This window comes from Tamlana crocina (assembly GCF_012037625.1).
Genome location: NZ_JAAVJS010000006.1, coordinates 41,901 through 59,068 on the forward strand (window position 1 = coordinate 41,901; position 17,168 = coordinate 59,068).

The window sequence follows — 17,168 nt, forward strand, 5'->3', positions numbered from 1 at the left end:
ATACCGGTCTCACGACAGGTTGGGTACAGTTTAGTTGAAATTAAAGTGCTATTAATTAGTCTTCAACGTAACCGTAGAGTCAATTTCTATAATATCTTTTTCTATGGTTTCGGGTGTTTCAAGGTCTTTAGCTGTTGCTTCACCTGTGGTCCAAATATCGCCCTGTGCTTCTTTGGGTTCGGCCGGAGTTGTACCTTGAAACTGTAATACATAACTCGCCACCTGAGCAATTTCATAGGGTTTTAGGTTTTGCTTCCAGGCAATCATCCCTTTTCCGGAACGACCTCCTTCAGAAATGGTTTTGAATACATTTTTGATACCACCACCCAAAATCCAATACTCATCGGTTAGGTTTGGGCCAATGCCGCCGCCGCCATCGGCTTTGTGGCAAGCTATACAATTGGTTTCGTAAATGGATTGTCCTGCATTTAAATCGGCAGCATTGACTAATACCTCCACTGTGTTATAATCCACAAGGTCTTTGGCGGTGGCTTTATATTTTTCAATAGCTATTTTAGCTTCAGCCAATTCGGTTTGTAGTTCGTCAATTTGTGTATCGCCGTTAAAAACATGGTATTTAAGCAAATACACCGCACCAAAAATGATTGAAATATAAAAACCATATAGCCACCAAGGCGGGAGGTTGTTATCCAATTCTTTTATGCCATCGTAGTTGTGGTCTAAAATAATTTCACCTTCATCCTCCAAAGGTTTTTGCCCAAGTAGTTTTATATAGGTTTCTTTGAGCCAAGTGAATTTATAGGAGCTTTCTTTTTCAGCTAAAAAATGGGCTTTGGCCTCATCGTCTAATTTTTGCAGCATAATGTTCTCCAAAGCTCCAACAATAGCTTCAATAGCTATTAAAATAAGAAGGACAAGGAGTAGGAACAGTAAGACAACGGGGTATTCGATAAACGCAGGCTTATCGCCAGAGTCTATAAAATATTCAACGGCCCCGAAGATGATGAAAAATGCTACGGGTATCCTAACCCAAGATGGAATATGTCGTATCATAATGTATCGTCGTTTTGATTGTCTAACGGAATATGGCTTACGGTTTTTATATAGTCTTTTTTAGCGGTAAACACCCACCAAAATAGCACTACAAAAAAGGTGAAAAATATGAGCAGGGAAATGATGGGGTATATTTCTATGCCCGTGATGCTTTCCATGTGATTTTTTACAAATTTTAACATGATTTTGGTCTTTTTTGATGGTTAGTTTTGTGCTGTGGTTTCTACATGGATATCGGTGCCCAATCGCTGTAAATAGGCAATAAGTGCCGTAATTTCCCTGTCTTTCATTTCAACAAAAGGCTCTCCATTTTCAGCGGCGTATTTTTTGTCGGCTTCGTAAGCCTTTGCAAAATCGGGGTCGGTATAAAGGTTTTCTTCAATCTGCGCCCCTTGTGCCGCCATTTGCTCTTGAGCTTGAGCAATATCGTCTTCAGAATACGGCACACCCAAAGCTGCCATCGCCTCCATTTTGGATTCGGTTTGCGATTTGTCCAATTTGTTTGTAATCAACCATTGGTAGCGTGGCATGATAGAACCCGAAGAGGTACTTTGAGGATCGTACATGTGGTTGAAGTGCCAGTTGTCGGAATACTTTCCGCCAACACGGTGCAAATCGGGCCCGGTACGTTTACTGCCCCAAAGGAAAGGGTGGTCGTAAACAAACTCGCCTGCTTTTGAGTATTCGCCGTAGCGCTCCACTTCGCTTCTAAACGGACGAATCATTTGGGAATGACAGCCCACACAGCCCTCGCGGATGTAAATATCGCGACCTTCCAATTCTAAAGGCGTATAAGGTTTTACGCTTGTAATGGTTGGTACGTTCGATTTTACCATGATGGTAGGTACAATTTGTATAATACCACCAATTAAAATAGCTACGGTAGCTAAAATGGTTAATTGGATAGGGCGACGCTCCAACCAAGTATGCCAGCCTTCGTTGGCGGTTCTTCTTTTGCTAACACGCTCCAAAGCGGGTGCTTCAGCCAGTTCGTTTTCAACGGCATTACCTTGTTTTATGGTAATGATAACATTGTAAATCATAACTAGCATTCCGATGATAAACAAAGAACCGCCAATAGCTCTCATCCAGTACATAGGCATGATTTCGGTAACGGTTTCCAAAAAATTCCCGTAGGTAAGCGTTCCGTCAGGATTAAATTGTTTCCACATACTTGCTTGGGTAAACCCAGCCACGTACATAGGTAATGCATACATAATAATGCCCAATGTGCCTATCCAAAAATGGAGGTTGGCCAACCCTAAAGAATATAATTTCGTTTTGAACAATTTGGGCACTAAGTAATATATCATACCAAAGGTTAAAAACCCGTTCCAGGCCAAGGCGCCAACATGTACGTGGGCAATAATCCAATCGGTAAAATGGGCGATGGCATTTACGTTTTTAAGCGACAGTGTCGGACCTTCGAAAGTAGCCATACCGTAACCTGTAATGGCTACAACCATAAATTTTAAAACGGGGTCGGTGCGTACTTTGTCCCAGGCTCCGCGAAGGGTTAACAAACCGTTTATCATACCACCCCACGATGGCATTAACAGCATTACCGAAAACGCTACCCCTAAATTTTGAGCCCATTCGGGTAAAGCGGTGTATAATAAGTGGTGTGGTCCTGCCCAGATATAAATAAAGATTAACGACCAAAAATGCACAATGGATAATCGGTAGGAATACACCGGGCGATTCGCTGCCTTTGGAACGAAATAGTACATCAGCCCTAAAAACGGAGTGGTTAAAAAGAATGCTACGGCGTTATGTCCGTACCACCACTGTACTAAAGCGTCTTGAACACCAGCATAAACCGAATAACTTTTCAATCCGCTAACGGGCAATTCCAAGCTATTGAAAATGTGCAGAACGGCGACTGTAACAAACGTGGCGAGGTAAAACCAAATGGCCACATACAAATGGCGTTGTCTTCTTTTTAAAATAGTACCGATTAAGTTCCAACCGAAAACCACCCAAACTATGGCAATGGCAATATCGATGGGCCATTCCAATTCGGCATATTCTTTTGAGGAGGTGTAACCCAATGGCAGGGTTATTGCGGCAGCCACAATAATAAGTTGCCAGCCCCAAAAGTTTATTTTACTCAATACGTCGCTAAACATTCTGGCTTTTAGCAATCGTTGTGTGGAGTAATAAACCCCGGCAAAAATAGCGTTACCCACAAAAGCAAAAATTACCGCATTGGTATGTAGCGGACGCAAACGCCCGAAACTGAGCCACGAGATGCCATCGGTTAAATTAGGAAATAAAAACATGAAGGCCAGAAGTAAGCCCACCAACATACCTACCACGCCCCAAAGCATGGTGGCGTAAAGGAAATTTTTAACGATTTTGTTATCGTAATGAAACTGTTCCATTTGTGTGATTTTGGTTATTGTTCTTTTTGGTTTGTATTGTTTTTTTAGAATCGGTTTTTACTAGTTCGTCCTCAAAAAGCATGCGTACCGATGGCGTGTAACCGTCATCAAATTGTCCTTTTTTTACAGCGATGATAAAGGCCACAAAGAACCCGATGGCCACAGCAATGCTTATAGCTAATAGAATATATATAACACTCATACCTAATTGAAGTTATGGGTCAAAAGTACTTTCATCGCTTACCTTAAAAAATGACATTTGTCATGTTTCATTTTTATTTCAGTTTTCTACCAATAAGGTTAGTGGCAATAGTGGTGAAAAACACAATGCTAACACTGCTTAAGGGCATCAAAATGGCGGCGACTACCGGAGCTAATTGGCCGGTTACGGCAAAATAAAGCCCGATACAGTTATAAATGAAAGAGAGCAAAAAGCTCCATTTGATGATTTTTATGGCCGATTTTGAAACCCTTATGTAGTTGTGTAATTGGTTGAATTTTGAAGCATCTAAAATAGCATCGCAAGCGGGCGAAAACACGTTAACGTTTTCAGAAATGGCAATGCCTACATCGCTTTGCGCCAGGGCTCCTGCGTCGTTCAGTCCATCGCCAACCATAAGCACTTTGGCGCCTTCGGTTTGATGGTGCTTGATGTATTCCAGCTTGTCTTCGGGTTTCTGGTTGAAAATGAGTTTTGTTTTTGAAGGAAGAAGTTTGGTTAAATTTTCTTTTTCACCAGAATTATCGCCCGAAAGGATTGCCAAATCGTATTCATTTTTCAGTTTATTGAACAATTTTGAAAGCCCTTTTCTGTAGGCATTGTAAAAGGTGAACTTGCCTTTGTAAGTATCGTTTGTGCTGATGTGTACACTGGTATTGAGCGTTGCCGTTTCAGTATAGTGGCCAACAAAGGATGCCGAACCTACTTTAATATTTTGGTTTTTGTATTTGGCTTCAATGCCTTGTCCTAAGTGTTCGGTGTAATCATCTAAAGTCAAAATGTCGTTCTGGTTCAAAATTTGGTACAACGAGCGGCTCAACGGGTGGTTGGAACCTCGCAGGGTACTTTTGAGCAAAGTTTCTTCTTCGTGACTTAAATGCAAGCCTTGGTAGTCGATTCGGGTTTCTTTATTGGCGGTAATGGTGCCCGTTTTATCGAAAATAATAGTGTTTATTTTTGAAAGTTGCTCAATTACTGAAGCGTTTTTCAAATAGAATTTCTTTTTGCCTAAAATGCGTAAAATATTCCCCAAAGTAAATGGTGCCGCCAAGGCGATGGCACACGGGCAGGCAATAATCAATACTGAAGTGAATACGTTAAGGGCTTTGCTCGAATCGGCCACCAACCAAAACGCCGTAGCTAGAACGGCAATGGATAAAATAGCCAGTGTAAAGTGTTTGCTAATGTTGTTGGTAATGTTGGTAAAAGCAAGTGCTTTATCCTTTTTAAACACATCGTTGCTCCACAGTTGGGTGAGGTAACTTTGTTCCACCGATTTTAAAACATCTACCTCAATGCTGCCATCCAATTGTTTTCCGCCGGCAAAAAGTTTGTCGCCCGATTGTTTCGATACGGTTTTCGATTCACCCGTAACAAAACTGTAATCCATTCGAGCGTTTCCTTTTATTAAAATGCAATCGACTGGGATGAGTTCTTCGTTTCTAATTAGTAATCGGTCGCCTTTTTTGATATCGTAAACCTGAATGGATTCCTCGGTTCCGTTCTCTAGAATTTTGGTGATTCCAATGGGGAAATACGATTTATAATCGCGCTCAAACGACAGAAACGAATAAGTTTTCTGCTGAAAGAATTTGCCAAGCAACAAAAAGAAAACAAGCCCCGTTAAGCTATCGAAAAATCCCGAACCCCAATCGAACATAATCTCGACCGTGCTTCTTAAAAACAATACCACAACACCCAAAGCAATGGGCACATCAATATTTAAGATGTTCGATTTTAATCCTTTGTAAGCCGAAATAAAATAGTCTTGTGCGGAGTAAAACACCACGGGCACCGAAAAGGCAAACATAAGCCACCTAAACAGGGGTTTAAACTGTTCGAGCCAAAACTCGCCCACTTCAAAATACTCCGGAAATGATAAAAACATCACGTTTCCGAAGGCAAACCCTGCAATGCCCAACTTGTAAATTAGTGAACGGTTTACCTGTTTTTTCCCCACGCTGTAATCGTCTAAACTAATAAAGGGTTCGTAGCCAATTCGGCTTAAAAGCAATACCAAATCTTTTAGAGTTAAGGTTTCAGGTTGAAAAGTAACCCGTACGGTTTTCTTCCCGAAATTGACCGTTGAAGTGCTTATTGACGTATTTAGTTTGTTGAGGTTTTCCAACACCCAAATACACGAACTGCAATGAATGTGCGGAATGTAAAGCGTAACGATTTGTGTATCGTCGCTATTAAATTCTAATAGTTGCTCAATGATTTTTTCGTTGTCCAAAAAGTTGTATTTGCCCTCAACTTCCTTTGGGGTGGCTCCTGGAGCCTGTTGCAAATCGTAGTAACAGCTTAGGTCGTTCTCCGATAAGATTTCATAAACGGTTTTGCAGCCATTGCAACAAAATAGTTTGTCGTTAAAAATAATGTTAGAGGAAGTCGCATCCAACCCACAGTGAAAACATGTGTTGTGCTCCATAATATTTGCTCATTTATACCTTGGACAAAAATCTAAAATCGGTGGGCGATTAAATATGATATTTGTCATGTTTTATTTACTTTTACACATCTTCAAATTAATAGAATGCTCAAGGTTTTATAATGTTCCAAAACGAAAAAGATGTTTTTAATGTACTTTTTGAAGCTGTTTCAGAAGGTGTGATAGTGGTTAATAATCAGCAGCAAATTGTAGCGGCCAATGCTTCGGCAGGGCGTATGTTTGGCTGTGACAAACAAGAACTTTTGCACAAACCGCTTAGTGTTTTAATCCCGCAAAGGTATCAGGCCAGTCATGGTAGCCATGTTGAGGGTTTTATGAAACAAAAGGAAAGCCGGAGGATGGGGCATGGCCGCGATTTGTACGGGGCAAGGAAAGACGGAAGTGATTTTCCTGTTGAGGCGGGTTTAAACCCTATGGAGATTGATGGCGAATCGTACGTTATGGCTTTGGTGATTGATATATCGGTACGTAAAGAACAAGAGTTGCAACTGCAGGAACTCAATACGCAATTGGAAAAGAAGGTTGATGAACGTACCAAAGAACTTAGTGCAATTGTTCAGACCTTAAAAACGGCGAATCTTCAACGCGACGAAGAAATAAAAAAACGTATCGAGGCTCAAAATAAAACCAAAGAGGCCTTAAAAAAGGAAAAGGAACTCAACGAGTTAAAAACTAAATTTTTGTCTTTGGTGTCTCATGAATTTAAAACGCCGTTGAGTGGTATTTTAACTTCTGCAATGTTGTTGGCCAAATATAAGTTGACCGAGCAACAAGAACGGCGCGATAAGCATATCAAAACCATTTCGGATAAAGTACGGTATTTAAATAATATCCTTAACGATTTCCTTTCGATAGAAAAACTGGAAAACGGAAAGGTAAACTACAAATTCAGTACGTTTAAAATCAGTAAAGTGGTTAACGAAGTGGTGTACAATGCCAACATGCTTTTAAAAGAAGGGCAGACCATTAACTACCCAGAAAATATTGAAGATTATTCCTTGTATCAGGATGAAAAAATAATCGAATTGGCCTTGTCTAATTTATTGCATAATGCCATAAAATATTCACCTGAAAACACCCTAGTGGATGTGGATATAAAACAAAATGAAAGCCATACTATTTTCAAAATAAAGGACAATGGTATTGGTATTCCGGAGAAAGACCAAAAACAGGTTTTTAACCGCTATTTTAGAGCCGAGAATGCGCTGTTAACACAAGGTACCGGTATAGGGCTTAATATAGTAAAAACCCATTTGGAAAATCTTGGTGGGTCAATAAGTTTTAAAAGCGAAGAAAATAAAGGAACCGAATTTACATTTACAATACCCAATAAAGCAACAGCACAATATTAACTGATGGAAACAGTCGCCACTACCTTTTTGTTCAAGCGAAAGGATTTTGAGAATGTGGGGTGTTAGCGTTGGAAAACAAGAGACAAGCACATGAAAAAAGTATTATTGATAGAAGACGATATTATTTTAAGAGAGAATACGGCAGAATTGTTAGAACTGTCTGATTACATAGTAACCACTGCCCCTAACGGAAAAGTAGGAATTGAAGTGGCCCAAAGTCAATTGCCAGATATTGTGGTTTGCGATATTATGATGCCCGAAGTAGATGGTTATGGCGTATTGGAAGCCTTGTCTAAAAACGATAGTACGAAGCATATTCCATTTATTTTTCTTTCAGCCAAAACAGAGCGAAAAGATGTGCGCAAAGGTATGGACTTGGGAGCCGATGATTATATTACCAAACCTTTCGAGGAGGAAGAACTAACCAGTGCCATAGAAAGCCGTTTGGCAAAAGCGGCTATTTTAAAAGAGAAAAGTGAAGCGCCACAACCAGAAGAAGCAGAGCAGGATGAAGAACTGAGAACACTGAATGATTTAAAGAATTTTTTTGATGACAATGGTACCGAAATCGATTTTGAAAAAGGACAATTGGTTTATGAAGAGGGCGATCACTCCAATAATGTTTATTTAATTTCCAAAGGGTTGATTAAATGCCATAAATTAGATGAAAATGGCAAAGACTTAACCACTGCATTGTACAAAGAAGACGATTTGTTTGGTTACACTTCCTTTACCCAAAATACAACCTACCAAGAAACGGCGACGGCCGTTGAAGCATCAAAACTTACAGCTTTACCTAAAAGTGAACTTATAAAGGTGCTCGATAATAACCATAAAGTAACTTTAGAGCTTATACAGTTGTTAACCGACGACCTCACTCACGTTAAAGACCAGCTTTTGCAAATGGCCTACAGTTCGGTTAAAAAAAGAACGGCTTCAACCATTATAGAGTTTGCCGAAAAACTCAATAGAAAACCCAACCAAGCCATTAGGATTTCAAGAAACGATTTGGCCAGTGTTGCCGGGGTAGCCATAGAAAGTTTAATCCGTACCCTTTCTGGATTTAAGGATATGGGCCTCATTGAAATTGAAGGACGAAACATCAAAATTTTAGATATCGATAAGTTACAGCAAATTAGCTAAACGCTTCAGCTTAAGCCTGAATTATGATTTTGGTCATATTTCATTCGCTCTCATGCCTTTACTTTTGCAATATAGAAGATAAAGGGCATGAAGAATATTTTAATACCAACAGATTTTTCAGAAAATTCATGGAATGCCATCGAGTATGCCATCCAGTTTTTTAAAAAGTCGGCATGTAATTTTTATTTGTTGCACGTTAGTGCAGATGGCGCATTAAAGGCCAACGATAGTTTTTATGTGCAGTATGAGAACACCACGGTTTCAACACTAAACAAACCTTCAAAAGTGTTGCTGAAGGAAATGGCAACTCTTATTTCTGAACGTTTCCATGAAAATGCCAATCATCGATTTTTTACGCTCTCTGACAATAATAACCTTATAGGCTCCATTCGCGAACATGTCGTTAAAAACAACATCGATTTAATAGTTATGGGCACCAAAGGGGCTTCAGGAGTTAAAGGTCTGGCTATTGGTGGAAATACAGGAAACGTAATAACGAAGGTAAAATGCACTACGCTTGTTGTGCCCGAAAATGCCAAGTATGTTTCGCCCAAAAATGTGGTGTTGCCCACCGATTTTTCAATTGTGTACAATCCCGAAACGCTGCAACCGTTGTTTGAGGTTTTAAAGCAACACCAAGGCAAAGTAAATGTGTTGAATGTTAGCAAGGATACCCCGATATTGAACGAAGACCAAAAGCAAAACAAAGAGTTTTTAAGAGATTATTTTATGGGGCAAAAGCATAATTTCTACTTTTTGGCCCACAAACACATAGATTGTGCTGTACAACAATTTGTAGATTTTAAGGATATAAGTTTAATATCTGTGTTGGCTAAAAATCTAAATTATTTGCAACGGATTTTGTTCCAACCATCCATCGACAAAGTGAATTATTATAAAAACGTACCTTTTTTGGTTTTGCACTAATCAGTGCATTTTAGCCTATTTCAAATCAAATAATATTAAAGAAAAAAAACAGGTATGGGAAAATGTGAGCAATGCATAATCAAACAATTTAATGCTTTAAAATCTTTATCGAAAGAAGAGTTAATAAGCGTTTCTAGCTGTAAAACCAGTAAAATCATAAAAAAGGGCGAAGTTATTTTTGATGAAGGCGAAGCGGTTAACGGTGTTTTTTGCGTAAGGGACGGTATCTGTAAACTGTCGAAATTAAGTGAAAACGGAAAAGACCAAATTGTAAAAATGGTGGTTAAGGGCGATTTGTTGGGGCAACGCTCGTTGGTTTCTGTCGAGAATTCTAACCTTCAGGCAACAGCGCTAACCGATATGGAAGTGTGCTTTATCCCTAAAAGTGAAATAATAAATAGTTTGCAGAACAATCCGAAATTCTCGTTTGATGTATTGCAGGAAATGGCGAGAGACCTGAAAGAAGCCGACGATTTTATTGTAAATATGGCACAAAAATCAGTTCGTCAACGTCTCGCGGAAACCCTTATATCTATTCACGACAGCTTTGGCGTAAACCCCGACAAAAGCCTTAGCGTAATGCTCTCTCGCGAAGATTACGCCAATATAGTGGGCACGGCAACAGAGTCTGCCATCCGTGTATTGTCGCAGTTTAAAAAGGAAGGCCTGGTGTCTGCAAATGGTAAGCAAATAAAGATAGAAGACATTGAAGGCTTAAAACGGGTGAGGTAAACTTATCGATTTGATATGTTGAACCATAAATAAATCTAATGGGCATTTGTTGGTGCGTTGTATAAAAAAATGCTAATTTTATACAGCTATGAAACCACATAATGCTCCAAGAAAAGGATTTGTTTTTAAAAGTTACGAAGCGCCAAACCAATCGCCCTTCGAAAAGCTTTTCGAAATCTTCAAGGAATTGATTACCCACACTTCGGGGGATTTTGATGAGGCTATAGATTGGCTACGTGAACTCGACAGGGAATACGATTTAACCACGCCCGATTATACCATCGACGATTTTATTGAAGACTTGAAAAAGAAGGGCTATCTGCGAGAAGAAATTGATTCCGACGGAAATGGTTCGCTAGCTATTACGGCCAAAACCGAACGCGCCATTCGGCAACAAGCTCTCGACCAAATTTTCGGTAGAATAAAACGGAGTGGTCAAGGCAACCACAAAAGCAAAAGCCCCGGCATTGGTGACGAACATACAGGCGATTTTAGGAACTACCAATTTGGCGATGCCCTTGATAAAGTATCGATGACCGAAAGTTTAAAAAACGCACAAATCAGCCATGGTATTTCAGATTTTACATTATCTGAGGACGATTTGGTGGTGGAGGAAACCTTGCATAAATCGCAAATGAGTACCGTGTTGATGATTGATATCAGTCATAGTATGATTCTTTACGGCGAAGACCGCATTACTCCGGCAAAAAAAGTAGCTATGGCTCTTGCCGAACTCATCACCACGCGTTACCCCAAAGACACCCTCGATATCTTGGTGTTTGGTAACGATGCTTGGCAAATTGAAATCAAAGATTTGCCCTATTTAAAAGTGGGACCTTATCATACCAATACAGTAGCGGGGCTAGAATTGGCTTTAGATTTGCTCAGAAGAAAGCGTAATACCAACAAGCAAATTTTTATGATTACCGATGGTAAACCAAGTTGCTTGCGTTTGCCCAGTGGTGAGTATTTTAAAGACAGTTTTGGGCTCAATCCCAATATAGTGAACAAGTGTTACATGATGGCACAACAAGCCCGCCGTTTGCACATTCCCATTACAACCTTTATGATAGCTAAAGATGATTATTTAATGCAGTTTGTCAGGGAGTTTACCTATGCCAATCAGGGCAAGGCCTTTTACACCGGGCTTAAAGGATTGGGAGAAATGATTTTTGAAGATTACGAAACCAATAGAAAAAAACGGATAAGGGGGTAAATGCCCCACCCAGCCTCCCCAAAGGGGAGGAGAAACCCAAACGAGAAAAAAAATAATATGAGTAAAACGCAAAATAGTAAACAGTCATTGGCTCCCTCTCCTTTGGAGAGGGCTGGGGAGAGGCCTAACACACTAGGTGAATTAAAAATAACAGGTTACCAAAGTAAATCCATAAAAGATGAATTGCGAGATAACCTCATTCAGAAAATAAAAAATAAAGAAACGACATTTGAGGGCGTGCACGGTTACGAAAATACGGTAATCCCAGAATTGGAACGTGCCATTTTATCACGCCATAATATCAATTTACTGGGGCTTCGAGGGCAGGCCAAAACCCGATTGGCGCGTTTGATGTTAAATTTATTGGATGAATTTATCCCTTTTGTTGAAGGTTCCGAAATTAATGACGACCCGTTCAATCCCATTTCGAGGTACGCTAAAGAACTGATAAACGAAAAAGGTGACGATACCCCCATTTCTTGGTTGCACCGAAGTGAGCGTTTTGCAGAAAAACTAGCCACCCCCGATGTTACTGTAGCCGATATTATTGGCGATGTAGATCCCATAAAAGCGGCCAATTTAAAACTAAGTTATGCCGATGATAGAGTGATTCATTACGGTATGATTCCCCGTGCCAACCGCTGTATTTTTGTAATAAACGAATTGCCCGATTTGCAAGCCAGAATTCAGGTGGCGCTCTTTAATATTTTGCAGGAAGGCGATATTCAAATTAGAGGGTTTAAACTGCGTTTGCCACTCGATATTCAGTTTATGTTTACTGCCAACCCCGAAGATTATACCAACCGCGGTAGTATTGTAACACCGCTGAAAGACCGAATTGGTTCCCAAATTTTAACACATTATCCCATTGATGTTGAAACCGCCAAACAGATTACTCAACAGGAAGCCAAATTGGTGGAAAACCAAAAGGCCAATGTTATTGTTCCAGATTTGGCAAGAGATTTATTGGAACAGATTGTTTTTGAAGCCCGTAAAAGCGACTACATTGACGCTAAAAGTGGGGTGAGTGCGAGATTGAGCATTACGGCTCTAGAGAATTTGATGAGCACGGCCGAACGTCGAGCCCTAGTTAGTGGCGATGCCAAAACGACTGTGCGACTTTCAGATTTTGTTGGTATCATCCCGGCTATAACTGGTAAAGTGGAGCTGGTTTACGAAGGCGAGCAAGAAGGTGCTGCGGTAGTGGCGTACAATTTGATTGGTGAAGCCGTAAAAAGTATATTCCCAAAGCTGTTCCCAAAAATAGAAAAATTGCAAAAGCAAACCGATGAAAGTCCATATGACGACTTGGTATCGTGGTTTTTCAACGAAAAAGATGGTTTTGAACTGTTGGACGATATCAATGATGCCGAATACAAAAACTTGTTGGATGCCATTGCACCTTTAACCGATTTATTGAACAAATATCAGCCCAATACTCAAAAGCAAGATCAGTATTTTGTTAAAGAGTTTATCCTATGGTCATTGGTAGAATTTAAACTTTTAAGTAAAAAGCGCTTTTCGGAAGGACTTCAGTTTAAAGATCCATACGGCAGTTTTATTAGTGGTATTTAATCCGCTATTTTCAGTGCTTCAAATTTTCAAATCTCTATAAAAAACCAACTAATTTTTCGGGGTCTTGAAAAAGCACATTTTCAATTCGTATGAGGTAGTTTTTACTTTGCATTTTCATTATATTAAGCCAATAAACATGTTTTTTAGGCTGTTTTTAATAAAAAAACGTCAAAAAACGCAAAATTTTGTTTTTAATATATGGATACAGAACTTGCAAAAAAGTACCCTATCAAATTATTGTCGTTCGACATTGATAATACCTTAATTGAGTTTCACACCTTAAAGGGAAATTTTACAAAAATTTGGAATAAATATAAGGACGATACCGATGTCCTGCTCACCTATAATACCGGCCGGCTTATTGGTGATGTAAAGAACTTAATAGAAACTGGGGTGCTACCCGAGCCAGATTATATTATTTCTGGCGTGGGTACTCATATTTACGATTACCCAAACAAAAGAGTTGTTAAGGAATTTAACGATATACTGGATGAGGGTTGGGATTTATCAGCCGTTGAAAATATTGTTCAGAGCATAAATCACCCTATTAGCGAGCAGCCATTACGGTTTCAGCACTCCTATAAAAGAAGTTACTTTTTTTACGATGCTACTCCAGATCTTATTGAAGGTATTGAAAAGGATTTCGAAAAAGCCAATATGCACATCAATGTGGTGTATTCTGGCGATAAGTTTTTGGACATTTTGCCCAAATGGGCGAATAAAGGAAATGCCTTACAGTGGCTACTTCAAAAACTGGAAATAAACACCAGTGAAGTGCTCGTGGCCGGAGATAGCGGGAATGATTCCGCAATGTTCAACCTAGAAGATGTAAAAGGGATAGTGGTAGCCAACGCCCACGAAGAACTTTATAAGTTTACAAAATACAGGCAAATTTATCATGCCGAAGGTGAGCACGGCAATGGTGTTGTTGAAGGTTTGGTGTATTATGGTGTTTTGCCAAACGAAGCTTTAGCGACCATGGACAAAGACCATTCCGATGATTTTATTATTCAAAAGGAATTGAACAATATTGCTCAAGAAGATGAGGATGAAAAGATAGCATTAATAAAAGAAGGATACGTAAAAGCGGTTGAAGCCTTAAAAAAGAACATCACACCATTGGGTTTTTCGGCTTGTTCGATAGAAGATAACATTCCAAGTGGTACCGATGAAAACTATCATAGCGTTTGGGCGCGAGATGGTGCCATTACCGTAATTGGTTCGTTGCCTTTAATCCGAGATAAGGAAATCCATCAATGTCAACGGCAAACCTTAATTACTTTATTTGAGCATATTTCACGCAACGGGCAAATCCCTTCGAATGTGAGAATTAAAGATAACGTGCCCGATTACTCTGGTGTAGGGGGCATTTGCTCCATTGATAGTGGTATTTGGGTGGTGATTGCCTTTTACGAATACGTAAATGTTACAAAAGATATTGATTTTCTTCGGAAGTATATTTCAGATATAAAAGAAACCATGCGTTGGCTTGGGGCACACGATAGTAATAACGATGCGCTTTTGGAAATACCCGAAGCTGGCGATTGGACCGATTTATTCGGCGGAAGCTATAATATCCTATACGATGAAATTCTCTGGTACCGAGCTAATGTTTGTTTCGGCCGAATGCTAGAAATGTTGGGCGAATACGAAGAAGCCGGTGAGTATATCCGATGGTCGCAAGTAATTAAAAAAGAAATACTCATTAACTTTTGGCCTTCAACACAGCAAAAGCTGTTCCAATCGGTTTCCTTTGCCGAGCGACAGTTTACATTGGGAGATACCTCGTATTTAATTGCCCAAACCACACCTTTCGATTTTGGTTGGCGCTGCGACGTATTCGGGAATGTACTCGCCTTTTTACATGGCACCGTAGATGCCGAAAAAGCGCACCAAACCTTTAAGTTTATGTTGGGGGTTGGGGTAAACGATCCTTTTCCGGTTTCGAATGTTTATCCCGTAGTTACTCCGGGCGACCCCGATTGGAAACCTTACTATACCGTTAATTTATTGAACCTTCCGCACCATTACCACAATGGGGGTATTTGGCCATTTGTAGGTGGGTTTTGGGTGAAGTTTGTCAATAAATTAGGCCTGAAGGACGTGGCTATTTCAGAGTTGTACAAACTAGCCTTAATCAATAAAGAAGGGTTGACCGAAGAATGGGAGTTTACAGAATGGGCGCACGGTACCACAGGAAAAGCTATGGGTAAAGCCTATCAAGCTTGGTCGGCCGCCCAATACATTTCAGCATGTCACGATTTAAATATAATTAACAAATAAATACAAAACTATGAAGTCAATTTTAATGATATCTCTGCACGGATACGTTGGTGCAAACGCCGAATTAGGAAAACCAGATACAGGAGGCCAAGTAGTTTATGTGTTGGAGCTGGCTGAGCGTTTTAGCCGATTGGGAAAGCGTGTGGATTTGGTAACCCGCCAATTTGAGGACCAACCTGAATACGATCATGTGGATGAAAATTATAACATATGGCGTATTCCCTTTGGAGGAAAGAAATTCATCCGAAAGGAAGATATGCACGACCACCTAAAAAAGTTTGTTACCAATTGTTTGGCGGCTATAAAAAAGGAGCGCAAAAAATATGATGTCGTTTACAGTCACTATTGGGATGCTGGCTGGGCCGGACAAAAAATAGCTGAGGAGTTGGGGATTTCGCATGTGCATACGCCGCACTCGTTAGGGTGGTGGAAACAGCACACCATGGGCAGCGATATGGACGAAAAGGAAATGGAACAGAAGTACCGTTTTAAGGAACGCATTAGAAAGGAATATTTTGTCTATCAAATGTGTAATTACGTTATTGCAACTACACTGCCTCAGGTAGATTTGCTTACCCAGCAATATGATGTATTGCCTCGAAATTGTGGGATGATTCCACCGGGAATAGACGAAAACAGATTCTATCCCGTGCCCTCAAAAGAGAATGATAAAATACGAGCGAAGTATGATATCCATCCCACCGATATTTTAGCCCTGGGAAGAATGGCACACAACAAAGGGTACGACTTACTTTTGCAGGCTTTGCCCACCGTTTTTGAATTGTGTCCAGAAGCACGATTGGTTGCCGCTATTGGAGGCGATAATTCTAAACAGGACGACAAGGGAGTAGCCGGTTTGAAAAAATTGGCCAACGAACTGGGAGTAGCCGACAGAATTGCTTGGAAAAGTTATATCGCCGATGAAGATTTAGCCAATGTATACCGCTCGGCCAATATATTTGCCATGCCATCGAGGTATGAACCTTTTGGTATGGTAGCCATTGAAGCTATGGCCTGCGGTACACCAAGTGTGGTAACCGTACACGGTGGTTTATACGATTTGATTGATTTTGGAAATCAGGCTTTGTTTGCCGATCCGCACAGGCCAATAGAATTCGGAACCATGTTGTCAATGCCTTTATTATATCCCAAAATGAGAAATGAATTATCGGTTGAAGGGGCGAGGTTTGCCCGCCGAAATTTTGGCTGGACAGGTATTGCAAAGCGTATGATAAAAGTATTCGAAAATTCTATCAATCAGCGTACCATGGAATCCAATATTTTTTAATTCTCCTTCCTACCAATTTCTGGATTTTATGTTACTAGCGCATAACCGAATAATTTCGTTTATGCGTTTTTTTCGTGTTTCATCCCGTTTGGCTTGGTGGAGCCAGTACAGGTAGCTTTTTCTGTAAGAAGGCGCAAAGTTTTTATAATTGCCAAAAGCCACTTTATTGTTATCGAATGCTATTTGAAGGTCTTCAGGGATAATTCCATTTTCAACATCGTCCAAAGCGCTCCAGCTACCGTTTAGTTTAGCTGTTTCAACGGTTTTTAGTCCGCTGTCGTGCATTAAATCTTGGGCAATTAGTTCTTCAATATATTTTTTGTTCAACGCACTCCAAACACTTTTTGAGTTACGTGGGGTAAAATATTGGCGCCGTTTACCATTGCCTAAACTTTTTACCGTAGAATCTATCCAACCGTAGCAAAGGGCTACTTTTACGGCTTCCTCCCAGCGCATGCTTTCTTTTTCGTGGTCAACTTTGTAAAATATCAGGTAAACGCCTTTGCTCGATACGTGGTTTTCGTGTAGCCATAGCCGCCACTCGGTGTCGGTTTCAAAATATAATTCGGGAAGTTTTGTCAA

The 17,168-nt window shown here is 40.1% G+C and carries 14 protein-coding genes; 8 read left to right on the forward strand and 6 right to left on the reverse strand.

Going from position 1 to position 17,168, the window contains the following annotated elements; all coding sequences use genetic code 11:
* Window positions 1-51 precede the first annotated feature (51 nt).
* The 5 genes from HC176_RS05555 to HC176_RS05575 form a co-directional block, all read right to left on the reverse strand.
* Window positions 52-1,014: a cbb3-type cytochrome c oxidase N-terminal domain-containing protein gene (locus HC176_RS05555; RefSeq protein WP_167917198.1), complete on the reverse strand. Its 963-nt coding sequence runs from the start codon at window positions 1,012-1,014 to the stop codon at window positions 52-54.
* Window positions 1,011-1,196, reverse strand: a complete 186-nt coding sequence (locus HC176_RS05560) for a CcoQ/FixQ family Cbb3-type cytochrome c oxidase assembly chaperone (protein WP_167917199.1) — start codon at window positions 1,194-1,196, stop codon at window positions 1,011-1,013. Before HC176_RS05560 ends, HC176_RS05555 begins: the two co-directional genes overlap by 4 nt.
* 21 nt (window positions 1,197-1,217) lie before the next feature.
* Window positions 1,218-3,398, reverse strand: a complete 2,181-nt coding sequence (ccoN, locus tag HC176_RS05565) for a cytochrome-c oxidase, cbb3-type subunit I (RefSeq protein ID WP_167917200.1) — start codon at window positions 3,396-3,398, stop codon at window positions 1,218-1,220.
* Complete coding sequence (ccoS, locus tag HC176_RS05570; protein WP_167917201.1) at window positions 3,376-3,600, reverse strand: cbb3-type cytochrome oxidase assembly protein CcoS; 225 nt, start codon at window positions 3,598-3,600, stop codon at window positions 3,376-3,378. The genes ccoN and ccoS overlap by 23 nt, the downstream gene beginning before the upstream one ends.
* Before the next feature lie 73 nt (window positions 3,601-3,673).
* A complete protein-coding gene (locus HC176_RS05575; RefSeq protein ID WP_167917202.1) occupies window positions 3,674-6,049 on the reverse strand; it encodes a heavy metal translocating P-type ATPase in 2,376 nt (791 codons plus the stop codon).
* Window positions 6,050-6,171: 122 nt separating this feature from the next.
* Here HC176_RS05575 and HC176_RS05580 point away from each other — a divergent pair, with 122 nt between their 5' ends.
* The 8 genes from HC176_RS05580 to HC176_RS05615 all read left to right on the forward strand — a co-directional run bounded on the left by HC176_RS05580 (window position 6,172) and on the right by HC176_RS05615 (window position 16,586).
* Window positions 6,172-7,422 (forward strand): PAS domain-containing sensor histidine kinase, encoded by a 1,251-nt coding sequence (locus tag HC176_RS05580; protein ID WP_167917203.1) that lies wholly within the window; start codon window positions 6,172-6,174, stop codon window positions 7,420-7,422.
* A gap of 90 nt (window positions 7,423-7,512) precedes the next feature.
* Window positions 7,513-8,565 carry a response regulator gene (locus HC176_RS05585; RefSeq protein WP_167917204.1) on the forward strand — a complete coding sequence of 351 codons (1,053 nt, stop codon included), beginning with the start codon at window positions 7,513-7,515 and terminating at the stop codon, window positions 8,563-8,565.
* Window positions 8,566-8,652: 87 nt separating this feature from the next.
* Window positions 8,653-9,492: a universal stress protein gene (locus tag HC176_RS05590; RefSeq protein ID WP_167917205.1), complete on the forward strand. Its 840-nt coding sequence runs from the start codon at window positions 8,653-8,655 to the stop codon at window positions 9,490-9,492.
* 54 nt (window positions 9,493-9,546) lie between these two features.
* On the forward strand, window positions 9,547-10,224 hold the full coding sequence (locus HC176_RS05595) for a Crp/Fnr family transcriptional regulator (protein ID WP_167917206.1): 678 nt from the start codon (window positions 9,547-9,549) through the stop codon (window positions 10,222-10,224).
* Between the two features lie 88 nt (window positions 10,225-10,312).
* Window positions 10,313-11,440: a vWA domain-containing protein gene (locus HC176_RS05600; RefSeq protein ID WP_167917207.1), complete on the forward strand. Its 1,128-nt coding sequence runs from the start codon at window positions 10,313-10,315 to the stop codon at window positions 11,438-11,440.
* Between the two features lie 57 nt (window positions 11,441-11,497).
* On the forward strand, window positions 11,498-13,015 hold the full coding sequence (locus HC176_RS05605; RefSeq protein WP_245234842.1) for a MoxR family ATPase: 1,518 nt from the start codon (window positions 11,498-11,500) through the stop codon (window positions 13,013-13,015).
* A 198-nt stretch (window positions 13,016-13,213) separates the two neighbouring features.
* The gene (locus tag HC176_RS05610; protein ID WP_167917208.1) at window positions 13,214-15,298 is read left to right on the forward strand and encodes an HAD-IIB family hydrolase; all 2,085 of its coding nucleotides are present in this window, start codon (window positions 13,214-13,216) and stop codon (window positions 15,296-15,298) included.
* Window positions 15,299-15,308: 10 nt separating this feature from the next.
* Window positions 15,309-16,586 carry a glycosyltransferase gene (locus tag HC176_RS05615; protein ID WP_167917209.1) on the forward strand — a complete coding sequence of 426 codons (1,278 nt, stop codon included), beginning with the start codon at window positions 15,309-15,311 and terminating at the stop codon, window positions 16,584-16,586.
* A 9-nt stretch (window positions 16,587-16,595) separates the two neighbouring features.
* On the opposite strand, the gene HC176_RS05620 is transcribed toward HC176_RS05615, so the two are convergent.
* Window positions 16,596-17,168, reverse strand: a complete 573-nt coding sequence (locus HC176_RS05620) for a YdeI/OmpD-associated family protein (RefSeq protein ID WP_167917210.1) — start codon at window positions 17,166-17,168, stop codon at window positions 16,596-16,598.